The organism is Lederbergia graminis, from assembly GCF_042655485.1.
GTDB classification, from domain to species: Bacteria; Bacillota; Bacilli; order Bacillales; family Bacillaceae_C; genus Lederbergia; species Lederbergia graminis.
Genome location: NZ_JBHSMC010000045.1, coordinates 18,395 through 33,115, shown reverse-complemented (window position 1 = coordinate 33,115; position 14,721 = coordinate 18,395). Strand labels below are relative to the sequence as shown.

The following is a 14,721-nucleotide window of genomic DNA, read 5'->3' as shown; positions in this document are numbered from 1 at the left end:
CCCCATGACCCACGCAAATATACCGTCTTCATAATATCTTAATATTAAATTAATAGTAGGAAATCCTGATATCAATAGGTTGTAGTCTATTTAATGCTTACTATTTCTAGATTTTTTGGTGTTAAAAGTTAACCGCTTTCGATAAATTTACACAATCTTAACATTACCTTTACACAATCATCATCAATAATTTACGGAGCATGATATTCTTGTTTTTAGTTAAGCTATTAAATAAGAATGTGGCTAGAAGACGATCATGGAGGTTTGCTAATGAGGTTCTTGAAAAAAGGAAAGATAGGGTTATTACTGTTGCTTATACCTCTAATTTTATGGGGATGTGGAAATGATAACGCATCGGGAGCAGCATCAGGTGGTACTACCACAGTGTCTATTTCAGGCTCGACATCAGTTGGACCTTTAGCAGAAAAATTAGCCCTTAAATATACAGAGAAGAATCCAAATATGAAGATAGAAATTAATCAAATTGGTTCTTCAGCGGGCATTACCAATGCTACGAGTGGAGTGTCGGAAATTGGCATGTCTTCACGGGATTTGAAAGAAGAAGAAGTAGCAAATGGTTTGCAAGAAACAATCATTGCTTATGACGGGATTGTAGTCGTTACTCATCCTACTAATAAAGTGAAAAATGTGACCATCGAACAAGTAAAAGATATTTTTACAGGGAAAATCACGAATTGGAAGGAACTTGGAGGAAAGGACATGGAAATTGTCGTTGTTTCTCGTGAGGATGGTTCGGGTTCTCGTGATGCCTTTCAAGAGATTGTAGACTACTCATCTGGTCAATTAGTAAAAAGCGCGATTGTTGCGAGCGGAAATGGGAATATTAAAACAACCGTTGCGATGAATAAACATGCAGTAGGTTTTATTTCTTTTGAATATGTCGATGACTCTGTTTCTACGTTAAGTATTAATGGTGTGGAAGCAACTGTGGAAAATGTTTTAAACAAAACATACGGTATATCACGACCATTTTTATTTGTTCATAAAGAAGAAAATCTGACAGAAGCAGGTCAGCAGTTCATTGATTATATCTTAAGTGACGAAGGACAGAAGTTAGTATCAGAGACTGGTGCTATCCCAATAAAATAATTAACAATTATGATGAAAAATTAGTACCATCATCTGTTAAACAACCTTGGAGGAAAAATGATGCCAAGTTCAGTTAATAAAAAACAACCAGAAGTAATTGAGAGAAAAAATAGAAGCAAATATATGATGGAGCACCTTTCATCCAAACTATTTCTATTTTGCGCTCTCCTTTCGGTTTTTAGTTTATTGTTAATCGTTGGATTCGTATTTTACAAAGGGTCTCATCCATTTATTGCTGGTGGTTATAGTTTTATTGATTTCATCTTTGGGATGGATTGGGTACCTAGTGAGGATAAGTTTGGGATCTTCCCGATGATCGTTGCATCCATTTTTGCAACGATTGGAGCATTAATTATCGGTGTTCCTATCGGTTTATGGACAGCCATCTTTTTAGCAGAAATTGCCCCAAAAAGCGTGGCAAAGGTCATTTCACCAGCTGTACAGTTACTTGCTGGGATCCCATCCGTGTTATATGGTGTATTCGGTTTAGCAATTATCATTCCTTTCTTGCAAAACAACCTGAATTTAGCGAAAGGGCATAGTTTATTGGCGGTAATTCTAGTTCTAGCCATTATGATGTTACCAACGATTGTGACAGTGGCAGAGACAGCTATTCGCGCTGTTCCAAAATCGTATCGCGAAGGTTCCCTTGCACTTGGGGCTTCTCCTGTCGGTACGATATTTAAAGTCGTAGTTCCTGCTGCGAAATCAGGAATTATGGCTGCTGTCGTACTTGGTTTAGGACGAGCGATTGGAGAAACGATGGCAGTTATACTAGTAGCAGGAAACAGTCTCACATTACCTACAAGTTTAACGGATAGTATTCGTCCATTAACAACGAATATTGCCCTAGAGATGGGATATGCTTTCGGAACACATCAAGAAATGCTATTTGCAACGGGTATCGTATTATTCTCCTTTATTTTAATTTTAAACTTTGTGTTAGCGAGAATAAGTTCGAAGGGGGATAAATAAGATGAGGAAATTTAAGGACAATTTCTTATATGGCCTTCTTTGGTTTTCCGCTTTATTAACCGTTGCTATACTCGTTATCATTGTAGGTTACATTATATATAAAGGCTATCGGTTAATTAGCTTTGATTTTATATTCGGTGATTATTCTCCAATTGGTGGCGGAGGAATATGGCCGATGGTAGTGACAACACTTTATACCATTTTCATTTCCTTGTTAATCGCAACGCCAATTGGTATATTGGCAGCTGTATATTTGCAGGAGTATGCGAAACAAGGACGTATGGTCCGAATCATTCGCTTTGCAACTGAAAGTTTAACCGGAATTCCATCGATTATTTATGGATTGTTCGGGGCAGTATTTTTTGTCACTACGTTAAAATTCGGTATGTCCATTATTGCCGCTTCCTTAACGTTAACAATCATTGTTTTACCAGTTGTTATTCGTACGACGGAAGAAGCTTTAAAGACGGTACCGAAATCATATCGCGAGGGTTCTTTAGCGCTAGGAACGACGAAACTACAAACGTTATATAAAGTAATTTTGCCAAGTGCGATACCTGGTATTTTATCTGGAATCATTCTATCGATTGGCCGAATCGTGGGTGAGTCTGCAGCGATATTTTTAACAGCAGGAACCGTTGCGGCGATGCCAGAAAGTATTTTCTCGTCGGCTAGAACATTATCGGTTCATTCGTATTTGGTGACACAGGAGGCTGGAGACATAGAACTTGCATCGGCAGTTGGAATCGTCTTAATTGTCATCATCTTGTTTCTTAACTTCTCCGCAACGTTTATCTCGAAAAAATTTAACAAAAGTAGATAATGTATTGAGGTGCAATAGATGAAAACAACAATTAATGGAAGCGAAATTAAGCAATCAACAGGAGAAACTGCCAAAATTAGTGTAAGAAATCTTGATTTATTTTATGGGGAAAAACAAGCTTTATATAAAGTATCACTAGATATTAATGAAAAAGAAGTTACTGCCTTAATTGGTCCTTCTGGTTGTGGGAAATCTACTTTCTTACGAACATTAAACCGTATGAATGATTTAATTGATGGAGTGAAAATTACTGGAGATATTGAAATAGATAAAGAAAATATATATAGATCTAATGACGTCATTAAGCTGCGCACAAAGGTAGGAATGGTATTCCAAAAGCCGAATTTATTCCCGATGAGTATTTTTGACAACGTCGCATATGGTCCACGCATGCAAGGAATCAAAAATAAAAAAGAACTCAATCAAATTGTGGAAGAAAGCTTAAAAAGTGCAGCTATTTGGGACGAAGTAAAAGATCGCCTGAAAACCTCCGCACTTGGACTATCTGGTGGTCAGCAACAACGTGTTTGTATTGCTCGTGCAATCGCGATGAAACCAGATGTTATATTAATGGACGAGCCGACTTCTGCATTAGATCCAATTTCTACATTGAAAGTAGAAGAATGGATTACAAAAATGAAAAATGAATATACAATCGTTATTGTGACACATAATATGCAGCAAGCTGCTCGTGTATCTGATAAAACTGCTTTCTTCTTAAATGGAGAAGTAATTGAATATGATGAAACAAATGTCATTTTTTCAATGCCTAAGGATCAAAGAACAGAAGATTATGTAACAGGTCGCTTCGGATAATGGAGGAATATCATGGTCATTCGTGAAAGTTATGAAAAGAACTTACAAGAACTGCAGTCTAAAATGACGGAGATGGTGGATCTCACTGTCGAATCACTAGAAAAAGCTTTTTCTGCCTTCAAGGAACAAGATAATGCCTTAGCATTAAAAGTGATTGAAGAAGATGAGGAAATTGATGAAATTGAAAATGATATTAATCAATTCATTATTTGGCTAATGGTGAAAGAGCAGCCAGTTGCCCGCGATTTACGCCAAGTGATTGGTATTTTGAAGATTGCTTCTGATATTGAGCGTATCGCTGACTTTTCTGTAAACATTGCGAAGTCAACCATTCGAATTGGAACGGCAAATTCATTGCTTCATTTAACGGACTTAGAAAGCATGAAAGAACTTTCTATCGATATGCTTAATAAGTCATTCAAGTCATTCATATCTGAGAACATGGGACTTGCAAAAGAAGTCAGTCAACTGGATGACAAAGTAGATGAATTATATGAAAAAAATTATATGGCAATTACCGACTATTTAAAGGGTCATCCAGAAGATACAACCCAACTTGTACAACTACTCTTTATCAACCGATACTTAGAACGCGTAGCCGACCACATCACAAACATTGCAGAAAGCGCAGCATACCTAATCAAAGGTCGCATATATGACTTTAATGCTTAAGTGGGACATGGGGTCAGGAAACTCGTCCCAAATTGGCAGTGGGACATGGGGTCAGGATACCTGTCCCGAATTGCCGATGGGTTTTGATAGACAAAATTAAATAATTTATATTTCTTGTACCCTCTAGAATTTTTTGAGGGTATTTTTTTATGAAATTAAATTTAAAATAGCATGATTAGAATTTAATGCAATTATCAATTTTCCCTTGATATAAATATAAATTTTGTAGCTATTAATATAGTGAAAATTGGATTTCGATCAAAACGTACGTTCTTGCTTCTTTTGATAAGTCATATTAACATTTTATGTGGGACGTTAAAACTGACCCTATGTCCCATTAAAGTGGGACGTCAAAACTGACCCCACGTCCCAAAAACTGACCCCACGTCCCAGAGGGGAGGTGATTTATTATGGCGAGAGGACCGAGGAGGAAGAGTAGAGTTGGAATTTATCATGTTATGTTAAGGGGAGTGAATCGACAAACAATATTTGAGGATGATGAAGATAAGTTGCGGTTCTTAGACACTGTGAAAAGGTTTAAAGCTAAATGTAATTTTAAGTTATATTGTTATTGCTTGATGGAAAATCATATCCATCTTTTAATAAAAGAAACAGATGAATCTATCTCTAAAACAATGCAAAGAATTAGCGCTAGCTATGTGTACTGGTACAATCAAAAATATGATAGTATCGGCCACTTGTTTCAAGGAAGATATAAAAGCGAAATTGTTGAAACTGCCTCTTATTTTAAGACTGTCCTCAGATACATCCACCAAAACCCTATAAAAGCAGGGATTTCTTCCAATGTTTTCGACTGTAAATGGACGAGTATGAATGAATATACTAGTACTGTTGTTATGGTTGATATTGATTTAGGTCTTAACTTATTTTCCCTCAATAGAAAAAAAGCCTTCGAGTTATTTTATCATTACATGCAACAACCCAACGATGATGAATGTTTAGATGATTATGTACTACCTAAAATAACAGATGATGAAGTTAGAGAGTATCTCAGTAAAATAGGAATCCACAGCCGAAATGCACTTCAACAAATGGAAAAGAAAGATAGAAACGATATTATCCTCAAACTAAAGAACCTTAATGGAACCACTATAAGACAACTATCCAGAATTACAGGCATCTCTAAAAGCGTCATACAGCGAATTCAATAGTGGGACAAGGGGTCAGGAAAGCTGTCCCAGTTACATGCGGACAATATAAAATCGCCTTTTTAGTTCGATTAGAATATACAATTTAATAATGGAAACTCAAAAGACCTCCTATGTAGAAAGTTTGTTTTTTTGTATAACAAACTTCTACAATAGGAGCTTTTTTATATTGGAGATGAACATTCCATTCAATATAATTTTCGGTTCGAGTACATTATTGGGACGAGGAACCTGACCCCGTGACCCATGAGTACATTATTGGGACGAGGGACCTGACCCCGTGACCCTTGGGACGAGGAACCTGACCCCATGACCCTGGATGCAATCAGACCAATTAGTAGGCCCCAAATGATGTTCGTTACTATTACGCTTATGAACGCAAATGGATTTGTAAGTGGACCTTGCAGTTGTCCGTCTAATATTGGTGACAGGATACCACTTAATATAATCGCGAAGATGGCATAACTAATCCCAGAAAATATAAGGACAGTAATAGGTTTTTCTACTTTTTGCTTCACAACAATCAGCAACCATGTTAATGAAATCAAAATCGTCATCGCAATACTTCCTATTTGCTCACTTCCAAATATATCAATTAACCCAGTCATTTTCATGATTGGTCTAATAAGTGCTAATAACCCTAATCCAATAATAAGAAATTTATATTGTTTAAATAATGAAGTGTTTGTCATATTTATTTCGTCTCCTTTTCGTGTGTTCTCTACTTTTTAAAGTATAAAAACCATTCATTTCTAAAATCTAAACCAATTCTTAAATAATTCTTAAATGAGATGCGATGTTCAAATGTAGATAAATAATCCTATTTTTTCTAACTATTGGAGGAATCAAGCTAAAAAAAACGCATGGTTTGTAATAATGACTGTCAAACTGGGCTAATCTTCCCTACAGCTATTCACCCCTTTTCTCCTAATTTGTGGAAAACCCCATGTTTCAACTAATTAATATGATTTTTTTGAATATATTAGGTAGCGGTTGCTCATGGCCATGAAGTTAACTAGTTATGCAATGTTGAGGTGGTGTTCCAATATGACCGTAATGATATTGGATGGTGGATGAACAAAAATAGTTAAATACGATTTTTCCGAAACAGTAGCCGCGAGAATAAAAAACAAGCAATCCGGGGGTATGATCTTTGAATAGGAAAATTGGAATTTTATTGATTTTATTTATTTCATTTTTAGTTTTCGCAGGCTGCTCGAAGAAAGAAACAGACAATCAAAAAGGAAAAAACAGCGAAAAAGAAAATGATAACGCCATATTTGAAATTAATCCTAATATAGAAGGAGAAATTGTGTATTGGACAAGGAGCGCCAATATTTTTGAAGAATTAGTAGAGGAATTTAATAAAGAATATCCGAATATTAAAGTAAATGTTGTTGTGCTTGGAGGTGGAGAATTAGAGGATAAATTGCAAACAACACTTGCAGCTGGATCTGGAGCACCCGATTTAGCACAGGTTGGAGTGAATTCCCTTCATCGTTTTACGACAGAAGGTTTATTAGAGGATTTGCTTCAGCCTCCATATGATGCTGGGAGATTCCAGCAATATGTAACAGATTATGATTGGAATCGTTGGAAGTCATTAGATGGAAAGAGACAATTAGCATTACCATGGGATGTTACAACAGGTGTATTTTATTATCGTCAAGATATTTATGAACAAATGGGGCTGCCGAGTGAACCAGAGGAGTTAGGAGAATATCTACAAGATACGGAAAACTTCATGAATGCTGCCAAAACATTAGCTGCCAATGATATTTATATGTATGATTGGCGGGATCTACCGGCTGTACAGTATGGGGACTCTGTTGGTTATTTTGATACAGATTACAACTGGGTTAGAAATGATGACAAAATGGCGGAACTCCTAGATGTAGTAAAGCAAGGAATCCAAGTTGGTTGGGCTCCACAATTGTCTGGTCTCTGGTCTGATGAAGGAAAAGCGCTCATGAAACAAGGGAAAATAGCATCGTTATCGCTGGATAGTTGGGGTGCTCGCGATATTAAAATTGTTTTACCAGAACAGGAAGGCAAGTGGCGTGTTACGAAACGCCCACTCGGTTACACAAATGGTGGAGGAACGTCGTTTGTTATTCCTGCTCAAAGCCAGCAGAAGGATGCGGCATGGGCATTTATGCAATGGATGACGCTGTCTGAAGAATCATGGAAAATCTTACTCGAGCACGCAGTTCAACCAACATTTACTCATATCACATCACTTCCTTGGTATGAAGAATTTACAAATGAATACTTGGGTGGACAGCAGGAATTTAAACTGTATAGTAGCTTAGCAGAAACGATTCCAGTTAGACGTTATACGGCATTGGATGGACCTGCCTGGAATATATATATTGATGGCTTAAATAAAGCCATTGAAAATAACATTGATTCCAAAACGGCACTGAGCCAAATTGAATCAAATGTATTAAAAGAACTTGCGACAGAAATAGAAGAACTAAAAGCTGAAGAAGGAAAGTAAAGGGACATGGGGTCAGGAACCTCGTCCCAGTAAGAACATTAAGAAGGTGGGACATGGTTGCTGACCCCGTGTCCCACGAAAGTGAGGAGCCCGAATGGAAGTAGTACCTACTGAATCGAATGTTCTCTATGTAGTAAATAACCGAATCGACTATTTGTACAAAGTGTATGCTGGTTGGCTTGGCAAGGTAATTGGGGTTAGGCACGGGGCGAATGTGGAAGGATGGACGTACGAAAAGATTGCGCGGACTTTCGGAGAAATAACGGAATACCCTCATGCTTTTAAAAATTTTGCGGCTGATGATGATACGAATGGACCAATGGTTTTTCTAAGGGCACTCGAAGATTATACACATACGAGCGAGATTACTGCTGAACAAATAGGCTTAACATGGCTCAATTATGCTCCTGATGGACATGGTTTCTTTTGGTGGGGCGGCTACGGGAAATCGAGTGAGCATACTGCTTATTTAAATTTGAAAAATGGCATTATGGCACCTAGGTCTGGTTCAATCACCCAAAATGGGAAAGCTGTTGCTGAACAAATCGGTGGACAAATTTTCATCGATGTCTGGGGCTTGATTGCACCTGGGAACCCTCAACTGGCAGCTGAATATGCAGCAAAAGTAGCCAGTGTGTCACATGATCGCAATGGGAAGTATGGTGGAATGTTTATTGCTGCGTGTATTGCATCCGCCTTTGTAGAAAAAGACATCGGAAAAATCATCGAATCCGGCTTGTCAGTCATACCGAAAAACTGTGAATACACGCGCATGGCAAGAGATGTCATTCATTTTTATCATGAGAATCCTGATAATTGGCGGGATTGCTTTCAGTTTGTGTATGAAAATTATGGATATGATCGCTATCCAGGAGTCTGCCACATTATCCCGAACTCTGCTGTCATCATCCTTTCCCTACTATATAGCGAAGGTGATTTCTCGAAAGCCATTAATATATGTAATATGTGTGGTTGGGACACGGATTGTAATGTTGCAAATGTCGGGACAATAATGGGTGTTTTAAATGGAATCGAAGGTATTGATGAAAAATGGAGGAAGCCTATTAATGATTTCCTGTGCTGTTCCACCGTTATCGGTACGTTAAATATTCTCGATATTCCTTGGTGCGCTTCGTACATTGCCAATTTAGGGCTAAAAATTGCTGGTGTAGAAGCGCCAGCGGAATGGAAGAAAATTTTAGCTTCAAAAGGAAGTTATTTTCACTTTGAATATCCAGGATCGACGCATGCATTTCGAGTTGCAACGGATGAACAACATGTCACTGGATTTGTACAGAATTCAACGGAAGTAAGTTCGAGTGGTGAACGTTCGCTAAAAGCCGTGTTCGATGTTGCGCATCCCGGGAATAGTTACAGAATGTATCATCAGACGTATTATTCACCCGCTGATTTTAATGATAGTAGGTACGACCCTAGTTTTTCACCATTAATATATCCTGGTCAAAGTGTGGAAACGAGGATTTACATTCCAGCATCAATGCCATTTCCAATTCAAGCAAGGCTGTATGTAAAAGACAGAAATCAAAACAAACGCCACTACGGGGAGAAAAAGGTAGTGCAAAAAGCTACATGGACTGAATTAACTTATGATATTCCATATCTCGAAAATGTTTGCCTGGAACAAGTAGGTGTGGAGCTGATTCCGCAAGAAGGCTGGGCACATGACCTCATCTGTTATATCGATTATCTAGAGTTTGGTGGAAAACCTCATTATCAAATCGATTTTCAACATGAACGAATGGAAGTGTGGCATGGACTTCATAAAGAAGTTAGCCAGTTTACGTATTTACGAGGACTTTGGACGTTGGAAGATGGCCAATTAAGTGGCAGCTATTACGGAGAGCCAGCTGAAATATATACTGGTGATCTGAATTGGCGTGATTATACTTACGAAGCAGCGCTCATTCCAAAATTAGGTGATGAACATCTCGTACTATTTAGAGTACAGGGCGGAATTCGTTCTTATGCTGTTGGACTTTCAGGCGACCATAAAGTTACTTTATATAAAAATAACAATGGATATCATGCACTAGTATCGTGTGATTTTACATGGGAATATGAGCAGAAATACAATATGAAAGTGGATGCGATTGGGAATTCGTATACAGTTTCTGTGAATGGACAACAGCTTTTACAATACACCGACCGCGATCAACCATATATGACAGGCCAAATTGGTTTTGCCAATAGGAATGGTAGTCATACCCATTATGAAAAATTTGCGGTAAAGGGTATGTAGGACCGATGTACACTTTGATCGATAAATTGCAAGATCATGAAATAACCCATTCTTTATTGGATGGGTTATCTTTATTTAAAAGGATATTCTATTTAGGATTTGTCACTGGTATATTAAAGTTAGAAACAATGTTAACGCCTTCCTTAGGGATTATCATTCTATAAATAAGAACAAGCTACGGAACTAGGAGCATATACTCCTAAGAAAAGTTATGGGAGGTGTCTATTTGGATACAGCAATAAAGAAAATGAAAGTTCCAGTTTTTAATGGAAACGGACAAATTCAGTTTACAAAAAAAGAGATTCCACAACCTGCATCCGGACAATTATTGCTAGAAGTAAAAGCGAATGTATTGTGTGGGTCGGAACGTGGTCAGTTTTATCATGGAAGTCATGTAGTTCCTGGGCATGAAGTTGCTGGCAATGTTGTTGCGGTGGGGAATAATACAAGTACGGAAGTTGGAACTCCAGGTGTTGTGTTTCTAATGGATTATTGTAGTGAATGTGAAAACTGCCAGTTAGGATTTACCAATCAATGTTCGAACAAAAGAGGAGATTATGGGTTTAATCGCGATGGAGGTTATAGTCCTTATATTGTAGTAAATGAAAATGTCTTCTTTCAGATAAATCCTAACATCCCTTTAACAGATGCTACACTATTACTAGATATTATGGGAACTGGTGGGCATGCGATTAAACGGGCTCAACTTGTTCATCAAACGATTCGTTCTGTTGCGATAACTGGTGCAGGGCCGATTGGTCTTGGAGTATTAGCGATGAGCAAATTGCTTTTAGGAAAGGATATTCCTGTTTTTATCGCGGATTATTCGGCGTACAGATTGCAATTGGCAGCAAAACTAGGAGGCATCGCTGTAAATCTCCATGAATCTAGCTTACCGAATGCAATCCAATCTGATAATTTTATAGGTGTTGATGCTGCATTTGATACAAGTGGGAAGACGAGTGCCCGACAATCTTTATTGAGTATTTTAAAGCAACGCGGTGTTCTCGTTTGTGTAGGTCATGGGGAAGAACTCAAACTCAATGTTTCTTCGGATTTAATTGCAAATGAACGAGCGGTGTTAGGGAGTGAGTATTTTCAGTTTGAAGAGCTAGCAGAAAATCTAAAACTACTCCAAAACAATCTGGCATATTTACAACAAATAATCACACATCGTTTTCACTTAGAGGAAATACAAGCAGCATTTGAATTATTTTTCAAAGGCGATACAGGGAAGGTTGTCATTGAACATGAAGGATAAACGGTTAAAGGTTGCAGTAATCGGGACTGGTGGCTGGGGTTATCAACATGCGCGAGTCTTCCGAGATAGGGATGATGTGGATCTATGTGCGATTGTTGGAAGGAATCCGGAAAAAGCAGAAAGGCGAGCAGTGGAATTCGGAGCGAGAAGTTATACAAATATCGAGTTCATGCTGGAAGAAGAAAAGCCAGATTTAGTGAGTATTTGTCTACCTAATCAAGAGCATTTTGCGCCAGCATTACAAGTCATTGAAGCAGGTGTACCACTACTAGTGGAAAAACCAATCACTTTCGAATTAAAGGAGGCTGAAATTTTACTAGAAGAAGCAGCGAAGCGAAATGTATTTTTTGCGATTAATTTTAACCATCGTTATGCAAAACCAGTTCAATTAGCACATCAAGCCATGAATAATCAGGAATTCGGAAATATTTCTTTCGTTTCTTGGCGGTTCGGTGGAGAAGGAACGAGTAATCATCCGTATGCGAACTTAATCGAAACACAGTGTCATGGCTTTGATATGTTGGAATATTTATGTGGACCAATTGAATCCGTTATGGCTGAAATGACCGACATTACCGGTGGTGGGTTTCAAACGATGGCGATATCATTGAAGTTTATGAATGGAGCGGTAGGTAGTTTAATTGGTACATATGAATCATCTTACGCATATCCGGAAACACATCGTGTCGAAATCAATGGAACAAAAGCACGAGCTGTTATTTACGACACTGTAAAAAAATATACATTTCACGAGAGTGGTAATGAAATAGGAGAAGTGTGGGAAGCAGGTTATTTTAATGATTACTATCGCGAATTTCATAAAACATTTGACCTACACATTGACGAGTTAATAGAAGCATTTAAATCAGGTGAAGCCCCGCCTATCCATGCTAGTGCCGGCTATCGTGCACTACAAATTGCTCATGCCGCTATCCAATCCTTCCAAACAGGAAAAAGAATCGAGGTCAAACCTTACACCATTTAGATATAAAAAATTGTTAGGGGGTAAGACCCCTAACAATTAGAAACTACATATGCAATTTAACTCTTTTCTTTTGTATGATTAGCGCGCTTAGTCCTATTAGGAGAAGTATTCCTCCTAGAACTAGCATGTTGTAATTGCTTGTTGCAGTATTCGGTAATGTTTCACCGTCATTTGTTGGTTGCTTGTTCGAATCATCATCGTTTTCGTTGTTGTCAGGATCAGTTGTTGCAGGCTGTTCCTCTTCGTTTTCTCCAGGATTCTCCCCTTCTTCAGGTTCCTCCGGTTCAATCGGTGTTTCTTCCTCAGGTTCTTCAACTACTGCTTCGAAAACACCATAAGTAGAGAAATGAGAAACAGTTAAACTAATCAGCCTCAACTCTGTATTTACTTGGCCATTTTGAATCTCCCAAGTGCCTGTTTCTTCATTAAAGTAATAAATATTAACATCATCAGAAGCATTACCGCTGTAACCCATGACAAGCTGGAATTCACCTTCGTAATCTTCTAAGCCAGCAGGGAATGAGAATGTAAAGTTAAGTACATCTCCAATTGCCTTTAAACCATCTGCTTTTGCGAGAGCTTCTTCATCTGCAGAAACTGTCAGAGTTGTTCCTTCCGGAAGGTCTTCAGGTAACACTACATTTGCAGTTGTTCCTGTAATTTGAAGAACTTGTCCCTTTTCGACAGTGATTTCTGCTCCTAATTCAATTGGCTGAGGACCATCTTCCACTCCAGGGAAAACTTCACTTATTACTTTCATAAATTCTCCAGCAATTGCCTCGTAACCAGCTTCACTAGGATGAATGTTTGCTGGGTTTGGTAGATATTCAGCATACTTACCATCAAAAGCTGCGAATGTTGGGATAAAAGTAGCACCTACTGCCGATGTAGCTGTCTCGATTGCAGTATTTAGCCCAGTTAGTAAAGGAATAATCACTGCCTCAGGTAAACCGGGCAATGCATTATAGTAGCCCATTACATAAATTTCAGCATTTGGATTTACTGTTACTAATGTAGTTAGGATTGCACCCATGTTTAATCCTACATTTTTAATATTATCTTCAATTTCTAGCTTCATTTCGTTGAGTTGCGTTAATTTTGCAATTGTATCTTCAAATTTATTTTTAGTTTCAGTCGCCTTGGCTTGTGCCATGATGAAATTATTTACTGCTTCTAGCGTTTCAGCAATGGAATTATCTACTGAAGATAACGCTTCATGTAATTCGGTATCTAATAGCTCTGAACTCTCGAGGAGTGTCTGTATTACAATTAGTTTTCCGATTGCATTTTCCAATTCTGATAAAGCTTGTTCTAATTTTTCAAGGCTTGGGAGAGCACCTAGATCTGCAACAATATTTTTTGCAGTTAAAGTATGCACTACTACTTGGTGCCAAGTATCTACTAAACTAGTATAATCATCTTCTGATAAAACGATTTTTAAATTATCCTTAATTAATTCAAGTTTACTTTGAGAATCGAGAATAGTTATTGAAGTATTTTCTGCTGCTGTGCCTACATTCTCTAAAAGCTGTTGTGCTGTAGCAAATTGACTTTCTAATTCACCTTGCAAAATCGCTACATTAGCAGGATCTAAGTATTTCGGATCAAGTCCTACTAGTAATGACGCATCTAGTCCTGCTAGTGCATCATTAGCACCAACACTAATCGTAATAATGTCTGCATTCGCAAGTTCTTCGATCTCACCTAATGCTTGAAGTACATCAGGCGACTGCGCTCCAGGTACTCCAGCATTTTTCAGATTTACCTCGTAGCCAAGAGCTTTCAACTCTTCTGTAATGATGTCGACATAGCCCGTTCCTAGCTTATTATCAGACAAAACGCCTGCTGCTAAGGAATCTCCTAAAGCAACATAATTAACCGTTTTCGATTTTTCGGTATCTGCCAGTGCAGATAGTGGTGCGAAAACTAGTAAAAACACCACAAGTACAAGTAAGGCCTTCGAACGTTTCAACATTCTTTCCAACTAACTCTCCCTTTCCATATTTTTGTATGAATGGCATAAGAAGTTAAGTGTAAATATTGTGAATATTCATCATGACTATTATACTAGCAAAAAAATCACTTGTAAATTAGGAAGAAAATGTTAGAAAAGTAATTTTTTCCTCGCAGTGAAAGTGTGTTTTCATAAT

The 14,721-nt window shown here is 37.9% G+C and carries 13 protein-coding genes; 11 read left to right on the top strand and 2 right to left on the bottom strand.

The features are described from left to right. Positions 1 to 270 precede the first annotated feature (270 nt). The 6 genes from ACFPM4_RS20020 (at position 271) to ACFPM4_RS19995 (ending at position 5,568) form a co-directional block, all read left to right on the top strand. Positions 271 to 1,110, top strand: coding sequence for a phosphate ABC transporter substrate-binding protein (locus ACFPM4_RS20020; protein ID WP_382355790.1), 840 nt, complete (start codon positions 271 to 273; stop codon positions 1,108 to 1,110). A 60-nt stretch (positions 1,111 to 1,170) separates the two neighbouring features. Beyond that, on the top strand, positions 1,171 to 2,085 hold the full coding sequence (gene pstC / locus ACFPM4_RS20015; protein WP_382355787.1) for a phosphate ABC transporter permease subunit PstC: 915 nt from the start codon (positions 1,171 to 1,173) through the stop codon (positions 2,083 to 2,085). 1 nt (position 2,086) lies between these two features. Continuing rightward, the gene (gene pstA / locus ACFPM4_RS20010; RefSeq protein ID WP_382355784.1) at positions 2,087 to 2,908 is read left to right on the top strand and encodes a phosphate ABC transporter permease PstA; all 822 of its coding nucleotides are present in this window, start codon (positions 2,087 to 2,089) and stop codon (positions 2,906 to 2,908) included. A gap of 18 nt (positions 2,909 to 2,926) precedes the next feature. Further along, the gene (gene pstB / locus ACFPM4_RS20005) at positions 2,927 to 3,724 is read left to right on the top strand and encodes a phosphate ABC transporter ATP-binding protein PstB (protein ID WP_382355781.1); all 798 of its coding nucleotides are present in this window, start codon (positions 2,927 to 2,929) and stop codon (positions 3,722 to 3,724) included. A gap of 12 nt (positions 3,725 to 3,736) precedes the next feature. Continuing rightward, complete coding sequence (phoU, locus tag ACFPM4_RS20000; RefSeq protein ID WP_382355778.1) at positions 3,737 to 4,396, top strand: phosphate signaling complex protein PhoU; 660 nt, start codon at positions 3,737 to 3,739, stop codon at positions 4,394 to 4,396. 410 nt (positions 4,397 to 4,806) lie between these two features. Further along, positions 4,807 to 5,568: a transposase gene (locus ACFPM4_RS19995; protein ID WP_382355775.1), complete on the top strand. Its 762-nt coding sequence runs from the start codon at positions 4,807 to 4,809 to the stop codon at positions 5,566 to 5,568. A gap of 185 nt (positions 5,569 to 5,753) precedes the next feature. On the opposite strand, the gene ACFPM4_RS19990 is transcribed toward ACFPM4_RS19995, so the two are convergent. Beyond that, a complete protein-coding gene (locus ACFPM4_RS19990) occupies positions 5,754 to 6,257 on the bottom strand; it encodes a hypothetical protein (protein ID WP_382355772.1) in 504 nt (167 codons plus the stop codon). A gap of 461 nt (positions 6,258 to 6,718) precedes the next feature. Between ACFPM4_RS19990 and ACFPM4_RS19985 the strand changes: the two genes are divergently transcribed. From ACFPM4_RS19985 to ACFPM4_RS19965, 5 genes are all read left to right on the top strand, one after another. Beyond that, positions 6,719 to 8,065, top strand: a complete 1,347-nt coding sequence (locus ACFPM4_RS19985; protein WP_382355769.1) for an extracellular solute-binding protein — start codon at positions 6,719 to 6,721, stop codon at positions 8,063 to 8,065. A gap of 94 nt (positions 8,066 to 8,159) precedes the next feature. Further along, entirely contained in the window at positions 8,160 to 10,325 is a 2,166-nt protein-coding gene (locus ACFPM4_RS19980) for an ADP-ribosylglycohydrolase family protein (RefSeq protein WP_382355766.1), read from the top strand. A gap of 26 nt (positions 10,326 to 10,351) precedes the next feature. Beyond that, complete coding sequence (locus tag ACFPM4_RS19975) at positions 10,352 to 10,489, top strand: hypothetical protein (protein WP_382355763.1); 138 nt, start codon at positions 10,352 to 10,354, stop codon at positions 10,487 to 10,489. A 62-nt stretch (positions 10,490 to 10,551) separates the two neighbouring features. Next, positions 10,552 to 11,586, top strand: coding sequence for an alcohol dehydrogenase catalytic domain-containing protein (locus ACFPM4_RS19970; protein WP_382355760.1), 1,035 nt, complete (start codon positions 10,552 to 10,554; stop codon positions 11,584 to 11,586). Then, a complete protein-coding gene (locus ACFPM4_RS19965) occupies positions 11,576 to 12,571 on the top strand; it encodes a Gfo/Idh/MocA family protein (protein WP_382355757.1) in 996 nt (331 codons plus the stop codon). Before ACFPM4_RS19970 ends, ACFPM4_RS19965 begins: the two co-directional genes overlap by 11 nt. Before the next feature lie 43 nt (positions 12,572 to 12,614). Here the strand turns inward: ACFPM4_RS19965 and ACFPM4_RS19960 are convergent, their stop codons facing one another. After that, positions 12,615 to 14,543, bottom strand: coding sequence for an SGNH/GDSL hydrolase family protein (locus ACFPM4_RS19960; protein WP_382355755.1), 1,929 nt, complete (start codon positions 14,541 to 14,543; stop codon positions 12,615 to 12,617). Between the last annotated feature and the right edge of the window lie 178 nt (positions 14,544 to 14,721).